11 protein-coding genes and 1 other RNA gene are annotated in these 14320 nt (G+C 57.5%); all 12 read left to right on the forward strand.

The features are described 5' to 3' along the window. The first annotated feature begins 7 nt into the window (after positions 1–7). An RNA gene (gene rnpB, locus OSH09_RS11015) (RNase P RNA component class A) lies at positions 8–414 on the forward strand. 289 nt (positions 415–703) lie between these two features. Next, complete coding sequence (mraZ, locus tag OSH09_RS11020; protein ID WP_207873402.1) at positions 704–1132, forward strand: division/cell wall cluster transcriptional repressor MraZ; 429 nt, start codon at positions 704–706, stop codon at positions 1130–1132. A gap of 7 nt (positions 1133–1139) precedes the next feature. Beyond that, positions 1140–2210, forward strand: a complete 1071-nt coding sequence (rsmH, locus tag OSH09_RS11025) for a 16S rRNA (cytosine(1402)-N(4))-methyltransferase RsmH (protein WP_207873403.1) — start codon at positions 1140–1142, stop codon at positions 2208–2210. Next, complete coding sequence (gene ftsL / locus OSH09_RS11030) at positions 2207–2509, forward strand: cell division protein FtsL (RefSeq protein WP_266121006.1); 303 nt, start codon at positions 2207–2209, stop codon at positions 2507–2509. The genes rsmH and ftsL overlap by 4 nt, the downstream gene beginning before the upstream one ends. Continuing rightward, positions 2506–4245 (forward strand): peptidoglycan D,D-transpeptidase FtsI family protein, encoded by a 1740-nt coding sequence (locus tag OSH09_RS11035; protein ID WP_207873405.1) that lies wholly within the window; start codon positions 2506–2508, stop codon positions 4243–4245. The genes ftsL and OSH09_RS11035 overlap by 4 nt, the downstream gene beginning before the upstream one ends. Then, positions 4242–7022 (forward strand): bifunctional UDP-N-acetylmuramoyl-L-alanyl-D-glutamate--2,6-diaminopimelate ligase MurE/UDP-N-acetylmuramoyl-tripeptide--D-alanyl-D-alanine ligase MurF, encoded by a 2781-nt coding sequence (gene murF / locus OSH09_RS11040; protein ID WP_266121007.1) that lies wholly within the window; start codon positions 4242–4244, stop codon positions 7020–7022. Before OSH09_RS11035 ends, murF begins: the two co-directional genes overlap by 4 nt. Further along, complete coding sequence (mraY, locus tag OSH09_RS11045) at positions 7012–8184, forward strand: phospho-N-acetylmuramoyl-pentapeptide-transferase (RefSeq protein WP_207873407.1); 1173 nt, start codon at positions 7012–7014, stop codon at positions 8182–8184. The genes murF and mraY overlap by 11 nt, the downstream gene beginning before the upstream one ends. After that, a complete protein-coding gene (murD, locus tag OSH09_RS11050; protein WP_266121008.1) occupies positions 8181–9710 on the forward strand; it encodes a UDP-N-acetylmuramoyl-L-alanine--D-glutamate ligase in 1530 nt (509 codons plus the stop codon). Before mraY ends, murD begins: the two co-directional genes overlap by 4 nt. After that, positions 9707–10900: a putative lipid II flippase FtsW gene (gene ftsW / locus OSH09_RS11055; protein WP_207873409.1), complete on the forward strand. Its 1194-nt coding sequence runs from the start codon at positions 9707–9709 to the stop codon at positions 10898–10900. The genes murD and ftsW overlap by 4 nt, the downstream gene beginning before the upstream one ends. After that, positions 10897–11970, forward strand: a complete 1074-nt coding sequence (murG, locus tag OSH09_RS11060; RefSeq protein ID WP_222667634.1) for an undecaprenyldiphospho-muramoylpentapeptide beta-N-acetylglucosaminyltransferase — start codon at positions 10897–10899, stop codon at positions 11968–11970. The genes ftsW and murG overlap by 4 nt, the downstream gene beginning before the upstream one ends. Continuing rightward, on the forward strand, positions 11967–13373 hold the full coding sequence (gene murC / locus OSH09_RS11065) for a UDP-N-acetylmuramate--L-alanine ligase (protein ID WP_222667633.1): 1407 nt from the start codon (positions 11967–11969) through the stop codon (positions 13371–13373). The genes murG and murC overlap by 4 nt, the downstream gene beginning before the upstream one ends. Continuing rightward, entirely contained in the window at positions 13370–14320 is a 951-nt protein-coding gene (locus OSH09_RS11070) for a D-alanine--D-alanine ligase (protein WP_266121009.1), read from the forward strand. The genes murC and OSH09_RS11070 overlap by 4 nt, the downstream gene beginning before the upstream one ends.

The following is a 14320-nucleotide window of genomic DNA, read 5'->3' on the forward strand; positions in this document are numbered from 1 at the left end:
CATCTGTGAGGCAGGCTGGGCAGTCGCGGTACGCAAGTATCGAGGAAGGTCCGGACTCCATAGAGCAGGGTAGCGGCTAACAGCCGTCCGGCAAGGCTGGCATCACGTCAGATAAGCCGAGGACTAGGGCCACAGAGACGAGACCACAGCAAGGGCTTGCGCAAGCAGGCACAGATACGGCCACTTCCGTGTTTTCTTGCACTTCGGTGCAAAGTGCTGTGGGGTGAAACGCGGTAACCTCTACCCGGAGCAATACCAAATAGGCATACGCAGGCTTTTTAGCCGATAGGCGGCTCGTCTTAGTATGCGGGTAGGTAGCTAGAACCGGCCAGTAATGGTCGGTCCAGAGGAATGATTGCCGGTCAGCGGGTTCCCGCTGGCATACAGAATCCGGCCTATAGGCCTGTCTCACACTTCTCCTGGCATTCGCCACCAATTGCACCGATTTCGTACATTTGAAAGCAATTGTTAAGGATGTTGAATCCTTGGCAAGAGTCGCTTGTGCGCGTTTTTATAACAATTCACTTTTAATGCGCCCTGCAATTTCTTGATTTCACACGGTATTTTTTTTTAGCCACTTCTAGGATAGTGCGCTAAGTGCTTGTTGTGATTGAAAAAATTGCAACCACTGCCTTGACCGCAAAGGCTTTCCCCCGTAGAGTGGGGAAAAGTAGGAAATAGTGTAAAAAAGTGGGGGAAAAAAGTGTTCCAAGGCAGCAGCGCACTCACACTGGATGCTAAGGGTCGGATGTCCATTCCGACTCGGCACCGTGACGCGCTTTTGCAGCAGGAACAAGGCCGCTTGACCCTCACTCGCCATCCCGACGGCTGTTTGCTGGTGTATCCGCGCAGTGTGTGGGAAGAAAAGCGCGAACAAATTGCCCGCTTTCCCATGAGTGCCCGCTTCTTGCAACGCCTCCTGCTGGGCAGTGCTCAGGACGTTGATCTGGACTCCGCTGGTCGGATATTGATCGCTCCCGAACTGCGCGCCGCAGTTGGCCTGGAGCGCGACGCCATGCTGCTGGGTATGGCCACCCATTTTGAGTTGTGGAATGCGCAGGAACTGGAACGCCGTCAGGCCCAGGATCTGGCAGAAAGCTCCACAGACGTATTCGACACTTTTTCTTTCTGAGTAAGTCATGACGCTGGTACATCGATCCGTGCTGCTGGAGCCTACGGTGGCGGCCCTCGTGGATCCGTCCTTTGAGGCCCGGCGTTGGGCTCAAAATCCTGAAATCAAGGGTTTGGCCGACGGCGTGTACGTCGATTGCACCTTCGGTCGTGGCGGCCACAGCCGCTTGCTCTTGTCGCACTTGAGCCCCCAGGGGCGCTTGATTGTGATCGACAAGGACCCGCAGGCCATTGCCGTGGCTCAGGAATTGGCTGCACAAGATAGCCGCGTCACGGTTGTACACAGTGGCTTTGGTGATCTGGCCCAGGCTCTGGACGAGCTGGATGTGGGGCCGTTGCAAGGCGTCATGATGGATTTGGGCATTTCCTCGCCACAAATCGACGACGCAGAACGAGGTTTCTCTTTTATGCGCGAAGGTCCTCTGGACATGCGCATGGATACCAGCGGTGGCTTGACCGCTGAACAGTGGCTGGCCGAGGTCAGCGTAGATGTTTTAAAGGAGGTCATTGCAGAATATGGCGAAGAACGGTTTGCTTTCCAGATTGCAAAGGCGATTGTTGATCGCCGCCAATCCCGCCCGCTACATACAACGCGTGATCTCGCCGAGCTCGTCGCCGGTGTCGTCCGCACGCGCGAAAAGGGTCAACATCCGGCAACCAGGACCTTCCAGGCTATACGGATTTACCTCAATCGTGAGCTCGAAGAGCTCGCGCACGCGCTTCCGTCAATTCTGAGTCGATTGGCGACTCAGGGCAGGCTTGCGGTGATTGCATTTCATTCGCTGGAGGACCGTATGGTCAAACAGTTCATGAACGCGGCTGCGCGTCCCGCGCAGGAACAGTCACGTCTACCTATTCTTGAAAAAGACTTGCCCCAGCCTCTGGTGCAGTCTTTGGGCAGAATCTTGCCTACTGACGAGGAGTCCAGCGACAACCCCCGAGCCCGCTCGGCGGTATTACGTGTGGTGCAACGCACCGAAACCCCTATCCCCCAGGACTGGATGCGCAGCGCCAGCGAGCGTCTGCTGCAACAGGCCGCCTATAGCCGCCAGCCTGCTGGCAAGCGAGGCCGCCGATGATGCGCCTGGTCATCACCCTTTCTTTGGTGTTGATGCTTTCGGCCATCTCTTTGGTGACGGCGCGCTATCAGGCGCGCGAGCTGTTTGTGCAAACCGATCGTCTGGTCACCAAAGCAGGTGAACTGGATACGGACTGGCGTCGTCTGCAACTGGAGCGGGCCGAACTGGCTCGTAATGCCCGGGTGGATGATATTGGCCGCAACGAATTGGGCCTGGTGCTCAGCTCTCCAGATCGCACTCTTTATTTGCAAGGCGGTGAATTGAGCTCAAACCAGGCTCAGCCCGGAGGGCGGCCATGAGACGATTCGGCTATCACGATAATCCTGTTTTAAGCGTCCAGATTCCATTCTGGCGTTCGCGTTTGGTCCTGGTGCTTTTGTTCCTGGGCTTTGGCGCCTTGATCGTCAAGGCTTTGTATCTGCAAGGCCTGTCTACCGAATTCTTGCAGCAGCAGGGCGAGCGCCGTTATGAGCGCACCCAGGTGCTGCCGCCCATGCGTGGCAAGGTTTTTGATCGCAGTGGTTCTGTGGTGCTGGCTTCCAGCGTGCCCGTCAAGGCTATCTGGGCTATTCCTGATGACGCCCGTAATGCCAAGCCCGAGCAAATTAGCCAACTGGCCAAGCTCCTGGGCATGGGTGCGGCTGATATTGATCGCCGCCTGTCCGTCGAGGACCGCAACTTCGTCTACATCAAGCGTCAGGTGGATGTGGATGTCGCCGCGCAGATCGCTGAACTGAAAATTCCCGGTATTCACCAGCAAGAAGAAATGCGCCGTTTCTATCCCGAAGGGGATGTGATGGCGCACATTGTGGGTTTTACTAATATTGAAGACCAGGGGATCGAGGGGATTGAGTTGGCTTTTAACTCGGCCCTGTCTGGTACACCCGGATCGCGTCGCGTCATTCGCGATCGCCTGGGCCGTGTAGTGGAAGATGTACGCGCTATTGTTCCGCCTACCCACGGCCAGGACTTGCACTTGTCCATTGACGCAGGCTTGCAGTTTGACGCCTACACCGCCTTGAAGAAAGGCATGGAAGACGTCAAGGCCAATGCCGCTGCGGCTGTGGTGATGGACGTGAAAACCGGGGAGATTCTGGCCCTGGTGAACTTGCCTACCTACAACCCCAACGACAGGGACGACCGCAAGGGTCCGGCCCTGCGTAACCGTGCCTTGACCGACACCTTTGAACCCGGCTCTATCATGAAGCCTTTCACGGTCGGTTTGGCACTGGATATCAACCGCATTACCACCGCGACTCAGTTCAATACGGGTAATGGCCAGTATCGCTACCAAGGTAGTGTGATCACCGACGTGAGCCGTAATAACGGTTTTCTGGATGCCGCCGGTATTTTGCGTCGCTCCAGCAATATTGGCATGACCATGATTTCCGAGCGTCTGACCTCGCAGGAAATGTGGAACAAATTTACCGAGCTGGGTTTTGGGCGTTCCCCCCAGGCGGACTTCCCCGGTATTGCCAGTGGGCGACTGCGTCCCTGGGAGCGGTGGCGTCCTATCGAGCGCGCCACCATGTCCTATGGCTACGGTCTGTCGGTTTCCCTGCTGCAAATTGCTCACGCCTATACGGCGTTTGCGCGCAATGGCGATATGGTCTCCATGACCTTGCTCAAGCGCGAAGGCAAGCCTGCCAGCGTTCAGGTTTACACCCCCAAAGTGGCCGCAGAAGTGCGCGCCATGCTGGAAGCGGCTGCCGGTCCTGCCGGTGCTCGTCTGGCTCAGGTGCAAGGTTATCGCGTCGCAGGCAAGAGCGGTACGGCCCGCAAGATTGTGGATGGCCGTTACAGCAAATCCCTGTATCGCGGCTCTTTTGTCGGCTTTGCCCCCGTCTCCGATCCTCGCATTGTGGTGGCCGTCACGATTGACGAACCACATAGCTCCAATTATTACGGTGGGCGTATTGCCGCGCCGATTTTTTCAGAAATTGTGGCCCGGAGCTTGCGACGCCTAGGCGTCCAGCCTGATGCGCCCATAGATTCGCTGGTGGCCGTTGGCCCCGGTGCGGAGAGAGTACGATGAACGCCGCAGCAATATTGGAGTGGCTGGCGCAGCATGTCGCGCCCACGGCTAATCTGTGTTTGGATTCCCGCCAGATCAAGGCGGGTGACGCGTTTTTTGCCTGCCGCGGCCATCAGGGTGATGGTCGTGAGTACGAAGTTCAGGCGGTGCAGCAAGGTGCAGTTGCGATTGTGCGCGAGCAGGGCGATCAGGCGGTTGATCCTGGTGTGCCCGTTTTGCAGGTCGCTAACCTGAGTGCCTTGCTGGGTGAAGTTGCCCATCAGTGGTGGGGTCGTCCTTCCGAGGAAATGACCGTTGTGGCCGTCACCGGCACCAATGGCAAAACGTCGACTGTGCAGTGGGTGGCTTCGGCATTGAATCACTCCCAAGTGCCTTGCGGCACCATTGGAACCTTGGGTGTCACTTTGCCCGACGGCTCCAATCTGGGTGGTGTTCTGACGACACCTGACGTGCTGACCGTACACCGCAGTCTGGCCGCGATTCGTGCCCAAGGCGGTAACGCGGTGGCGCTGGAAGCCTCTTCGATTGGTCTGGAGCAAGGTCGTCTGGACGGCGTCCGCATTGATATTGCGGGCTTCACCAACTTGACGCATGACCATCTGGATTACCACCACAGCATGGAACAATACAAACAGGCCAAGCTGCGCCTGTTTAGCTGGCCTGGTTTGCGTAGCGTCGTGCTCAATGCTGACGATGCAACTGGCCGCGAGTTGATGCAGGCCGGTTTGGCCGCACGCGTGATCTCCTATTCCATGAGCCAGCCCGAGGTGGACTTGCTGGCTCAGGACGTACATACGGGTGCTGACGGTCAGGTGTTCAACCTGGTCACTGCACACGGTACGGCTCAAATTTTGACCCACCTGCTGGGTGAACATAACGTGGCCAATCTCTTGTTGGTGGCCGGTGTTCTGCAAGAGGTAGGTTGGCCCGTTTCCAAAATTGCCCGCATTATGGACAAGCTGGAATCCGTGCCCGGCCGCCTGCAAATCGTCACCCCCAACAGCACCGCTGGTCGTCAGCAGCCTCTGCCTTTGGTGGTTGTGGACTACGCACACACCGCTGATGCGTTGGAGCGTGCTTTGCAGGCCTTGCGTGAAGTCGCTACGGTGCGTGGCGGCAAACTGACTTGTGTATTCGGTTGCGGTGGCAACCGCGATACCGCCAAGCGTCCCGTCATGGGCGAAGTGGCAGCCCGTCTGGCCGACAATGTGTTGGTCACGACGGACAACCCCCGTTTTGAAGATCCCGCTGACATCATTCGTCAAATTGTGGCTGGCATGCCCGAAGCGCCAGCCGTGCAAATGGATCGCGCTCGCGCCATTCTGTCTTCTGTCTGGGCCGCAAACCCTGAAGATATTGTGTTGCTGGCCGGTAAAGGTCACGAAACTTACCAGGAAGTGCAGGGCGAGCGCTCTGTGTTTGATGATTCGGACTGGGCTAAAGCAGCCTTGTTGTGGTTGCGTGGCGTGCGTTTGAGCACTGATTCCCGCAGCCTCACCAAAGGTGATTTGTTCCTGGCCTTGAGCGGCGAGCAGTTTGACGGCCATCGCTACCTGGAAAAAGCGAAAGAGCAGGGCGCGCATGCCGCGATTGTTGCGCAGCGTGATCCTCAAGTGGATCTGCCGCAAATTGTGCTGGGCGATACCCGTCGCGCATTGATGACGCTGGCCACTGAATGGCGCTCGCGCTTTGATATCCCCGTCATCGGTGTGACTGGCAGCAATGGCAAGACCACAACCAAAGAAATGATTGCCGCGATCTTGCGCGCCTGGTTGGGCGACGCAGAAAGCCTGGCAACACGCGGTAATCTGAATAACGATCTGGGCGTACCGCTGTCCATCCTGCGCTTGAGCTCCGAGCACAAAGCGGCCGTGCTGGAAATGGGCATGAATCACCCTGGCGAAATCGCGGTGCTGGCGGCCATGGCTCGCCCCACCATTGCCCTGATCAATAACGCCCAACGCGAACATCAGGAATTCATGCACAGCGTGGAAGCCGTGGCGCGTGAAAACGGCGCGGTGATTGATGCCTTGCCTCAGGACGGCGCACTGGTCATTCCTGATGATGATGCATTCAGCGCCATGTGGGCCGAACAGGCAGGCCAGCGTTCCGTGCTGCGTTTTGGTCTGAGTGGTCAGGAAACGGTGTTTGCGGCTGATATGTTTGTTGAGCCTGCACAGACTCGCTTTGTCTTGCACGTGGCCGGACAGTCTGCCGCGCTGACCTTGAGCAGCCCTGGTATTCATAACCTGCGCAATGCCCTGGCCGCTGCTGCTTGCGCCCATGCTGCGGGTGCTCCCTTGAACGCCATTGTGCAAGGTCTGGAAAGTTTCCGCCCTGTGACGGGCCGTATGCAGCCCAAGCAACTGTCTTCCGGTTACCAACTGATTGACGACACCTACAACGCCAACCCGGATTCGGTCCGTGCCGCCATTGATGTGCTGGCACAACTGAAGGGGCGCAAGGTTCTGGTGCTGGGCAATATGGCCGAGATCGGTGACAACAGCTCCGAATTGCACGCCGAAGTCGGTGCTTACGCCAAAGAGCGTGGCATGGATGAATTGCTGACCTTGGGTGGTGATGCCAGCCATGCTGCTCAGGCTTTTGGTGCGCGTGCACATCAGTTCGAGACCCTGGAAGACATGGTTTCCTACCTGCTGGCTCTGGAGCCGTCCCATGTGCTGATCAAAGGTTCGCGCAGCGCCCGTATGGAACGCGTTGTCGCTGCCCTGGAAAACCACTTCTCCCATAACGAAGGGGCCACTCATGCTTCTTGAACTGGCGCGCTGGTTATCGGACGATCATATTCGCGCCTTTGGGGTGTTTGAGTACATCACCCTGCGTGCTATTTTGGCCAGCGCCACCGCGCTGGCGATTGGCTTGTTGGCAGGTCCCTGGGTTATTCGCAAGTTGACCGAACTGAAGATTGGTCAGGCTGTACGCGCTTACGGCCCAGAATCGCATTTGCAAAAAAACGGCACGCCCACCATGGGCGGTGTGCTGATCCTGATCTCCATCGGTATCAGCACCTTGTTGTGGGCAGACTGGACTAACCGCTTTGTGTGGGTCGTTCTGCTGGTGACTTTCGGTTTTGGCTGGATTGGCTGGGCAGACGATTACAAGAAAGTCGTCAATCGTGATCCCGAAGGCATGTCCTCGCGTCAGAAGTTTTTCTGGCAAGCCTTGATCGGTATGGTCGCCGCGGTTTATCTGAGCTTTGCCGTGTCGGTGCCTGCCAATACTGAACTGTGGCCTTTGTTCAAAGAATGGGTCTTGAGCGGCTTCACCATGCCCCTGCCTACCCAGGCTGACCTGATCGTGCCTTTCTTCAAGTCCGTCAGCTACCCGCTGGGCGTGTTGGGCTTTGTAGTGCTGACCTGGGCGGTCATTGTGGGTTCCAGTAACGCCGTCAATCTGACAGACGGTCTGGACGGTCTGGCCATCATGCCTACCGTGCTGGTAGGTGCTGCCCTGGGCATTTTTGCCTATGTGGTTGGCCGCGTCGACTACTCCAAATACCTCTTGTTCCCTTATATCCCCGGTGCGGGCGAGCTGATGGTGATCTGTGCCGCCATTGCCGGTGCGGGTCTGGCCTTCTTGTGGTTCAACGCTTACCCCGCCCAAGTGTTCATGGGTGATGTGGGTGCTCTGGCTCTGGGCGGTGCACTGGGCACAATCGCCGTGATCGTTCGCCAGGAAATTGTGCTGTTCATTATGGGCGGCGTGTTTGTGGTGGAAACCTTGTCGGTGATGTTGCAGGTGACCTGGTTCAAATACACCAAGAAACGCTACGGCCAGGGAAGACGAATATTTCGCATGGCGCCGCTGCACCATCACTTTGAAGTCAGCGGCTGGAAAGAAACACAGGTGGTGGTTCGCTTCTGGATCATCACGATGATGCTGGTCATGGTTGGCTTGTCTACATTGAAACTGCGATGAATGCTTTGAGTTTTCCTTCGATCCGTAAAGACGGTCTCATGCTTATCCTAGGGTTAGGCGAGACAGGCTTTGCTGCGGCTCGCTGGTCTTTGGCCCAGGGGGCCAGCATTCGTTTGGCCGATACGCGCGAGAGCGTGCAGGGTCTGGACAAGATTCAGGCCTTGAGCAGCACCCCTTTGGACGTACGACAGGGCCAGAACGCTTTGCAAGCGGACAGTCTGCTTGATGTGCACACCCTAGTGATCAGCCCCGGTCTGTCACCCCTGGATCCCGAACTTAGTGCCTTTTTGGCCTTGGCTCGCGAACGCAGTATTGAAGTCATCGGCGAGATCGAACTCTTTGCCCGTGCCTTGAAGGATTTGGCTGCTCAAGGCCAGGAAAGCCGTGTGCTCGCTATTACAGGTACCAATGGCAAGACTACGGTTACAGCCCTGACTCGTCACTTGCTGGAGCAAGCTGGTGTGTCCGCGTTGGCTGTAGGCAATATCAGTCCTGCTGCGCTGACCGCTTTGTGCGATGCGCTCGAAAGCAATGCCTTGCCCCAGGTCTGGGTGCTGGAGCTGTCCAGCTTCCAATTGGACAGCACCTTTACCTTGCAGGCTGACGCTGGTGTTGTACTGAATATTTCTCAGGATCATCTGGACTGGCACGGCGGCATGGACGCCTATGTCGAGTCCAAGCAACGTATGTACGGCATGTGCGATGTGGCTCTGGTCAATCGCGATGATCCTGCGGTGATGGCGATGGTTCCCGATGCCAGCCAGGAGTCGGTGCGCAGCTTTGGTCTGGACAAGCCCGCTTTACTGGGCGATATGGGCTTGCTGACGGATGGTGGCATGCAGTGGCTGGTAGCGAACGAGCCTACTGATTTTGAAATACCAGCTACCGGTCTGAAAAAACGTAATGTGCCTGCTGCACCTGCGGTACGTGCTGCCGGTGGTTTGAAACGCCTGATGCCGGTTGAAGCTTTGCAGATCAAAGGTCGTCACAACGCCTTGAATGCACAGGCAGCCCTGATGCTGGCTCGTTGCCTGGGTCTGGGTTGGGCCGAGCTGTTGAATGGTCTGCGTACCTACCAGGGCGAACCGCACCGTGTCGAGTTGATTCGTGTGCTGGATGGCGTTCAGTATCTGGACGATAGCAAAGGCACCAATGTGGGCGCGACAGTAGCGGCCTTGCGCGGCTTTGACCAGCGCGTGTGGCTGATTGCCGGTGGGTTGGGCAAGGGCCAGGATTTTGAGCCTTTGGCGGCTGCCGCTGCCCAGAACGTGGCCGAAGTTTTTCTGATTGGTCAGGACGCCCAGCAGATTGCTGCCGTCCTGGAAGCACACGATGTCCGCCACCGTTTCTGCGATGGTCTGGAAGCCGCTGTGCAGGCCGCTGCCGAGCAGGCGCGTTCGGGCGATGTGGTCTTGCTGTCCCCAGCCTGCGCCAGCATGGATATGTTCAAAAGCTATCACCACCGCGGCATGTGCTTTGTGGCTGCGGTGACTGAAATGGCCCTGGATAGAGGAGAGCTGGCATGAGTCTGTTTGCTGAGCTGACCTCGGGTGTCAATGCAGTGCGTCCAGGACGTACGGCATTGCCTGCGTTTGATCGCCCCTTGTTGGCCGCCACGCTGATGCTGACCTTGTTTGGTCTGCTGATGGTGTATTCGGCCTCGATCGCTTTGGCAGACGGACCGCGCTATGAAAGCTACGGTCGCTATTACTTTGTGATTCGCCACGCCCTGTTCATCGTGGTGGGTGTGGTCATGGCCATGTTTACCGCAACCGTGCCCTTGCGCGTGTGGCAGAAACTGGCCGTGCCTTTGTTTGTGCTGGCTATTTTCTTGCTGCTTGTCGTGCTGGTCCCCGGTATAGGCCGGGAAGTGAACGGCGCCCGTCGCTGGTTGCCTTTGGGCATCATCAACTTCCAGCCTTCGGAGCTGATGAAGCTGGCCATGGTGCTGTATGCGGCCGACTACACCGTGCGCAAGCAGCAGCATCTGCATACGTTTATACGCGGCTTTTTGCCGATGGCCGTGGCTTTGGGCCTGGTCGGTGTCTTGCTCTTGATGGAGCCTGACCTGGGCGCCTTCATGGTGATCGTGGCGATTGCTGTCGGCATTCTGTTTATTGGCGGGATCAACGGCAAGTTGTTCTCTGCTTTGCTGGGCATTATGGTCAGCAGCTTTCTTTTGCTGATCTGGCTCTCGCCTTGGCGTCGGGAGCGTCTGTTCGTTTATCTGGACCCCTGGAACCCTGACAACGCTTATGGCAGTGCGTATCAGCTCTCGCACTCACTGATTGCTCTGGGTCGTGGCGAGTGGTTTGGCGTGGGCCTGGGTTCCAGCGTAGAAAAACTGCACTACCTGCCTGAAGCCCATACCGACTTTATTGTGGCGGTGATTGGCGAGGAGCTGGGTTTTGTAGGCGTATCCGCCCTGATCCTGACTTTCGGCTTTGTGGTGTGGCGCAGCTTCAATATTGGTCGTCAGGCCAGCGCGATGGATCGCTTGTTCAGCGGCATCGTGGCGCAAGGCGTGGCGCTGTGGTTTGGTGTGCAGGCCTTTATCAATATCGGTGTGGTGCTGGGTCTCTTGCCTACCAAAGGTCTGACCTTGCCCTTGGTCAGTTACGGTGGTTCGGGCATTGTGATGAATCTGGTGGCGTTTGCCTTGTTACTGCGGGTTGATTTTGAGAACCGGCAAATGATGCGAGGTAAACGCACATGAGCACTCCAACCATCCTGATCATGGCTGGCGGTACAGGCGGGCACATCATGCCCGGACTGGCCGTGGCCGAAGCCATGCAACAGCGCGGCTGGAACGTGTTGTGGTTAGGTCATCCCGAGCGCATGGAAGGTAGCTTGGTCCCTCAGCATGGGATTAAAATGCTGCCTCTGCGATTTTCCGGATTACGAGGCAAAGGCGTGAAGGCCTTGCTCTCCTTACCCTTTACCTTGATCAGTGCCTGCTGGCAGGCGCATCGCTGCTTGCAAGAAGCCAAGCCGGATGTGGTTCTGGGGATGGGCGGCTATGTGGCTTTCCCCGGTGGCCTGATGTCTTTTGTGTCGCGCCGTCCTTTGGTCGTGCACGAACAAAATGCGGTGGCCGGAACAGCCAACCGCTACTTGGCCAAAATGGCGACCAGCGTGCTGACTGGTTTCCCCGGTGCCTTGCCCGGTGCTGTGACGGTTGGCAATCCTGTGCGCGATGCTTTCGTAGGCCAAGGCCCCGCAGCGGAACGCTATGCCAAACGCACTGGGCCACTGCGCATTCTGGTGGTGGGTGGCAGCTTGGGTGCGGCCGCACTGAATAAAGTGGTGCCTGAAGCCATGGCGCTGATCCCTGCTGAACAGCGTCCGCATGTGACGCACCAGTCTGGTCAGCAGCATCTGGAAAGTTTGCAGCAAAGCTATGCAGACAATCAGGTACAGGCTGACTGCAAGGCCTTTATTGGCGATATGGCACAGGCCATGAAAGAGGCTGATGTGCTGATTTGCCGCGCCGGTGCCATGACGGTAGCCGAAGTTGCAGCGATTGGCGTAGCGGCCCTGTTTGTGCCCCTGCCACATGCCATAGACGATCACCAGACAGCGAATGCCCGCTACCTGAGCGAATGCTCGGGCGCGTGGCTCAAGAAACAATCGGAGTTGACGGCTCAGTGGCTTGCGCAGTGGTTGCAAGACCTGGACCGTGAAGAATTAAGTCGTGTGGCTAGCCACGCGCAAGAACATGCACAGTTGAATGCCACGCAGCAGATTGCCGAAGCATGTCAGCAGGCGGCAAGGAGGGTGGGATGAAACACCGCATTCAACGTATTCATTTTGTAGGGATAGGCGGCTCGGGCATGAGCGGTATTGCCGAAGTCATGCTGAACCTGGGCTTTGCCATCAGTGGCTCCGATATTCAGGAAACGGCGGTGACCCGTCGTCTGGAACAATTGGGTGCCCGCATTGTTATCGGTCATCACGCTGAAAACGTGGCCGGAATGGGCGCGATTGTCACCTCGACCGCTATTGCGGGCGATAACCCTGAAGTGTTGGCCGCTCGTGCAGCCCGCATTCCAGTGGTGCCTCGTGCTCTGATGCTGGCCGAGCTGATGCGCCTGAAGCGCGGTATCGCTGTGGCCGGTACGCATGGAAAGACCACTACCACCAGCCTGGTAGCCAGCCTGTTGGGCGCGGCCGATCTGGACCCGACCTTTGTGATCGGTGGTCGACTGAATTCGGCCGGTGCCAATGCCCGTCTGGGGCAGGGCGATTACATCGTCGTGGAAGCGGACGAGTCTGATGCGTCCTTCCTGAATCTGTTGCCGGTGATGGCCATCATCACCAACATCGACGTAGACCATATGGACACCTATGGTCATGACGTTGCCCGACTGAAAAGCGCCTTTATCGACTTCACCCATCGCCTGCCGTTTTACGGCAGCGCCATCGTGTGTAACGACGATGCGAATGTGCGCGAAATCATTCCTTTTGTATCGCGTCCTGTCACGACTTATGGCATTGATACCGATGCACAAGTCCGTGCCATCAACATCGAAAGCCGTGGCACCACCATGTGTTTTGACGTGCAGCGCAAAGGGGCAACAGGTGATCTTCCCCTGCTGTCCGTGTGTCTGAATCTGCCCGGAAAACACAATGTACTCAATGCCTTGGCCGCTATTGCTGTCGCCACGGAACTGGGTGTCAGTGACGAAGTAATTGCCCGTGGCCTGAGCGAGTTCACCGGTGTTGGTCGCCGCTTCTCCATGGTGGGTGACTTCCCGGTTTCCCAGGAGCATGGTGGCGGCACGTTTACCGTTGTTGACGATTACGGTCACCATCCTGTCGAAATGGCTGCTACCTTGGCGGCCGCACGTGGTGCTTGGCCTGAGCGTCGCATCGTGTTGGCGTTCCAGCCACACCGCTACACACGCACCCGTGATTGCTTTGAAGATTTCGTGCAGGTACTTAGCCAGGCCGATGCGGTCCTCCTTGGAGAGGTCTACCCCGCTGGCGAGGCTCCTCTTGTGGCCGCCGATGGCCGTGCCTTGAGTCGCGCAGTGCGTGTGCTCGGCAAGGTCGAACCCATTTTCGTGGCCGAAATCAGCGATATGGCACAAGCCGTCCTGGACTTTGTCCGTGATGGTGATGTGGTGTTGGTAATGGGTGCAGGGTCCATCAGCCGGATCCCTGCTCAATTGGGAGAAATGGCATGACAGCGGATTTTGGTCGAGTCGGCGTGTTGTACGGCGGCAAGTCCGCCGAACGTGAAGTGTCCTTGATGTCTGGCGCAGGCGTGCATGAAGCCCTGTGCAGCATGGGTGTGGACGCGCATTTGTTCGATATGGGCGAGAAGGGACTGACCGAACTGGCTCAGGCCGGTTTTGACCGCGTGTTTATTGCTTTGCATGGTCGTTACGGCGAAGACGGCACCTTGCAGGGTGCGCTGGAATGGATGGGCATCCCCTACACCGGCAGCGGTGTGATGGCCTCCGGCCTGGCCATGGACAAGATCATGACCAAGCACGTCTGGCAGCACCTGGGCCTGCCAACGCCTGGCTTTGCGCAACTGGATCATGTCAGCCAGGTTGCCGCCGCGGTGGAACGGCTGGGTGTACCCCTGATCATGAAGCCGCCCCACGAAGGTTCGACTGTGGGTGTGGTTCGTGTGGATCGCGCCGAAGAAGCCGTTGCCGCCTTTGAAACCGCCATGCACTACGACACGGTCGTGCTGGCCGAGCAATTCATTCGTGGTCGCGAATTGACCGTGCCCGTTGTTGGTGTGGGTGCCCAGGCGCGTGCCTTGCCGGTGATCGACATTGTTGCGCCACAGGGCAATTACGACTTCGAGCACAAGTACTACTCGAACGAGACCCAATACTTCTGTCCAGCCGATTTGTCGCCCGAGCTGACCGCCCACATCCAGGACTTGTCCGTGCGTGCATTTAACGCTCTGGGTTGTGAGGGCTGGGGTCGCGCCGACTTCATGCTGGATGAACAAAATCGCCCCTGGTTGCTGGAGATGAACACCTCTCCGGGCATGACCAGCCATTCTTTGGTGCCGATGGCAGCCAAAGCGGAAGGCACAAGCTACGCCCAGTTGTGCGTGAATATTTTGGCAACGGCCCGCTGCAAAGTGCAGGCCATTGCTCGCAGCCTATAG

It is taken from the genome of Alcaligenes parafaecalis (assembly GCF_026344135.1).
In the GTDB taxonomy this organism is placed as follows: Bacteria; Pseudomonadota; Gammaproteobacteria; order Burkholderiales; family Burkholderiaceae_B; genus Alcaligenes; species Alcaligenes parafaecalis.

Bases quoted from the DNA above. Each gene is read 5' to 3' on its own strand.
- ftsL (WP_266121006.1), top strand. From the start codon at position 2,207: ATGATGCGCCTGGTCATCACCCTTTCTTTGGTGTTGATGCTTTCGGCC.
- OSH09_RS11070 (WP_266121009.1), top strand. From the start codon at position 13,370: ATGACAGCGGATTTTGGTCGAGTCGGCGTGTTGTACGGCGGCAAGTCC.
- murG (WP_222667634.1), top strand. From the start codon at position 10,897: ATGAGCACTCCAACCATCCTGATCATGGCTGGCGGTACAGGCGGGCAC.
- mraY (WP_207873407.1), top strand. From the start codon at position 7,012: ATGCTTCTTGAACTGGCGCGCTGGTTATCGGACGATCATATTCGCGCC.
- OSH09_RS11035 (WP_207873405.1), top strand. From the start codon at position 2,506: ATGAGACGATTCGGCTATCACGATAATCCTGTTTTAAGCGTCCAGATT.
- murF (WP_266121007.1), top strand. From the start codon at position 4,242: ATGAACGCCGCAGCAATATTGGAGTGGCTGGCGCAGCATGTCGCGCCC.
- murD (WP_266121008.1), top strand. From the start codon at position 8,181: ATGAATGCTTTGAGTTTTCCTTCGATCCGTAAAGACGGTCTCATGCTT.
- rsmH (WP_207873403.1), top strand. From the start codon at position 1,140: ATGACGCTGGTACATCGATCCGTGCTGCTGGAGCCTACGGTGGCGGCC.
- murC (WP_222667633.1), top strand. From the start codon at position 11,967: ATGAAACACCGCATTCAACGTATTCATTTTGTAGGGATAGGCGGCTCG.
- ftsW (WP_207873409.1), top strand. From the start codon at position 9,707: ATGAGTCTGTTTGCTGAGCTGACCTCGGGTGTCAATGCAGTGCGTCCA.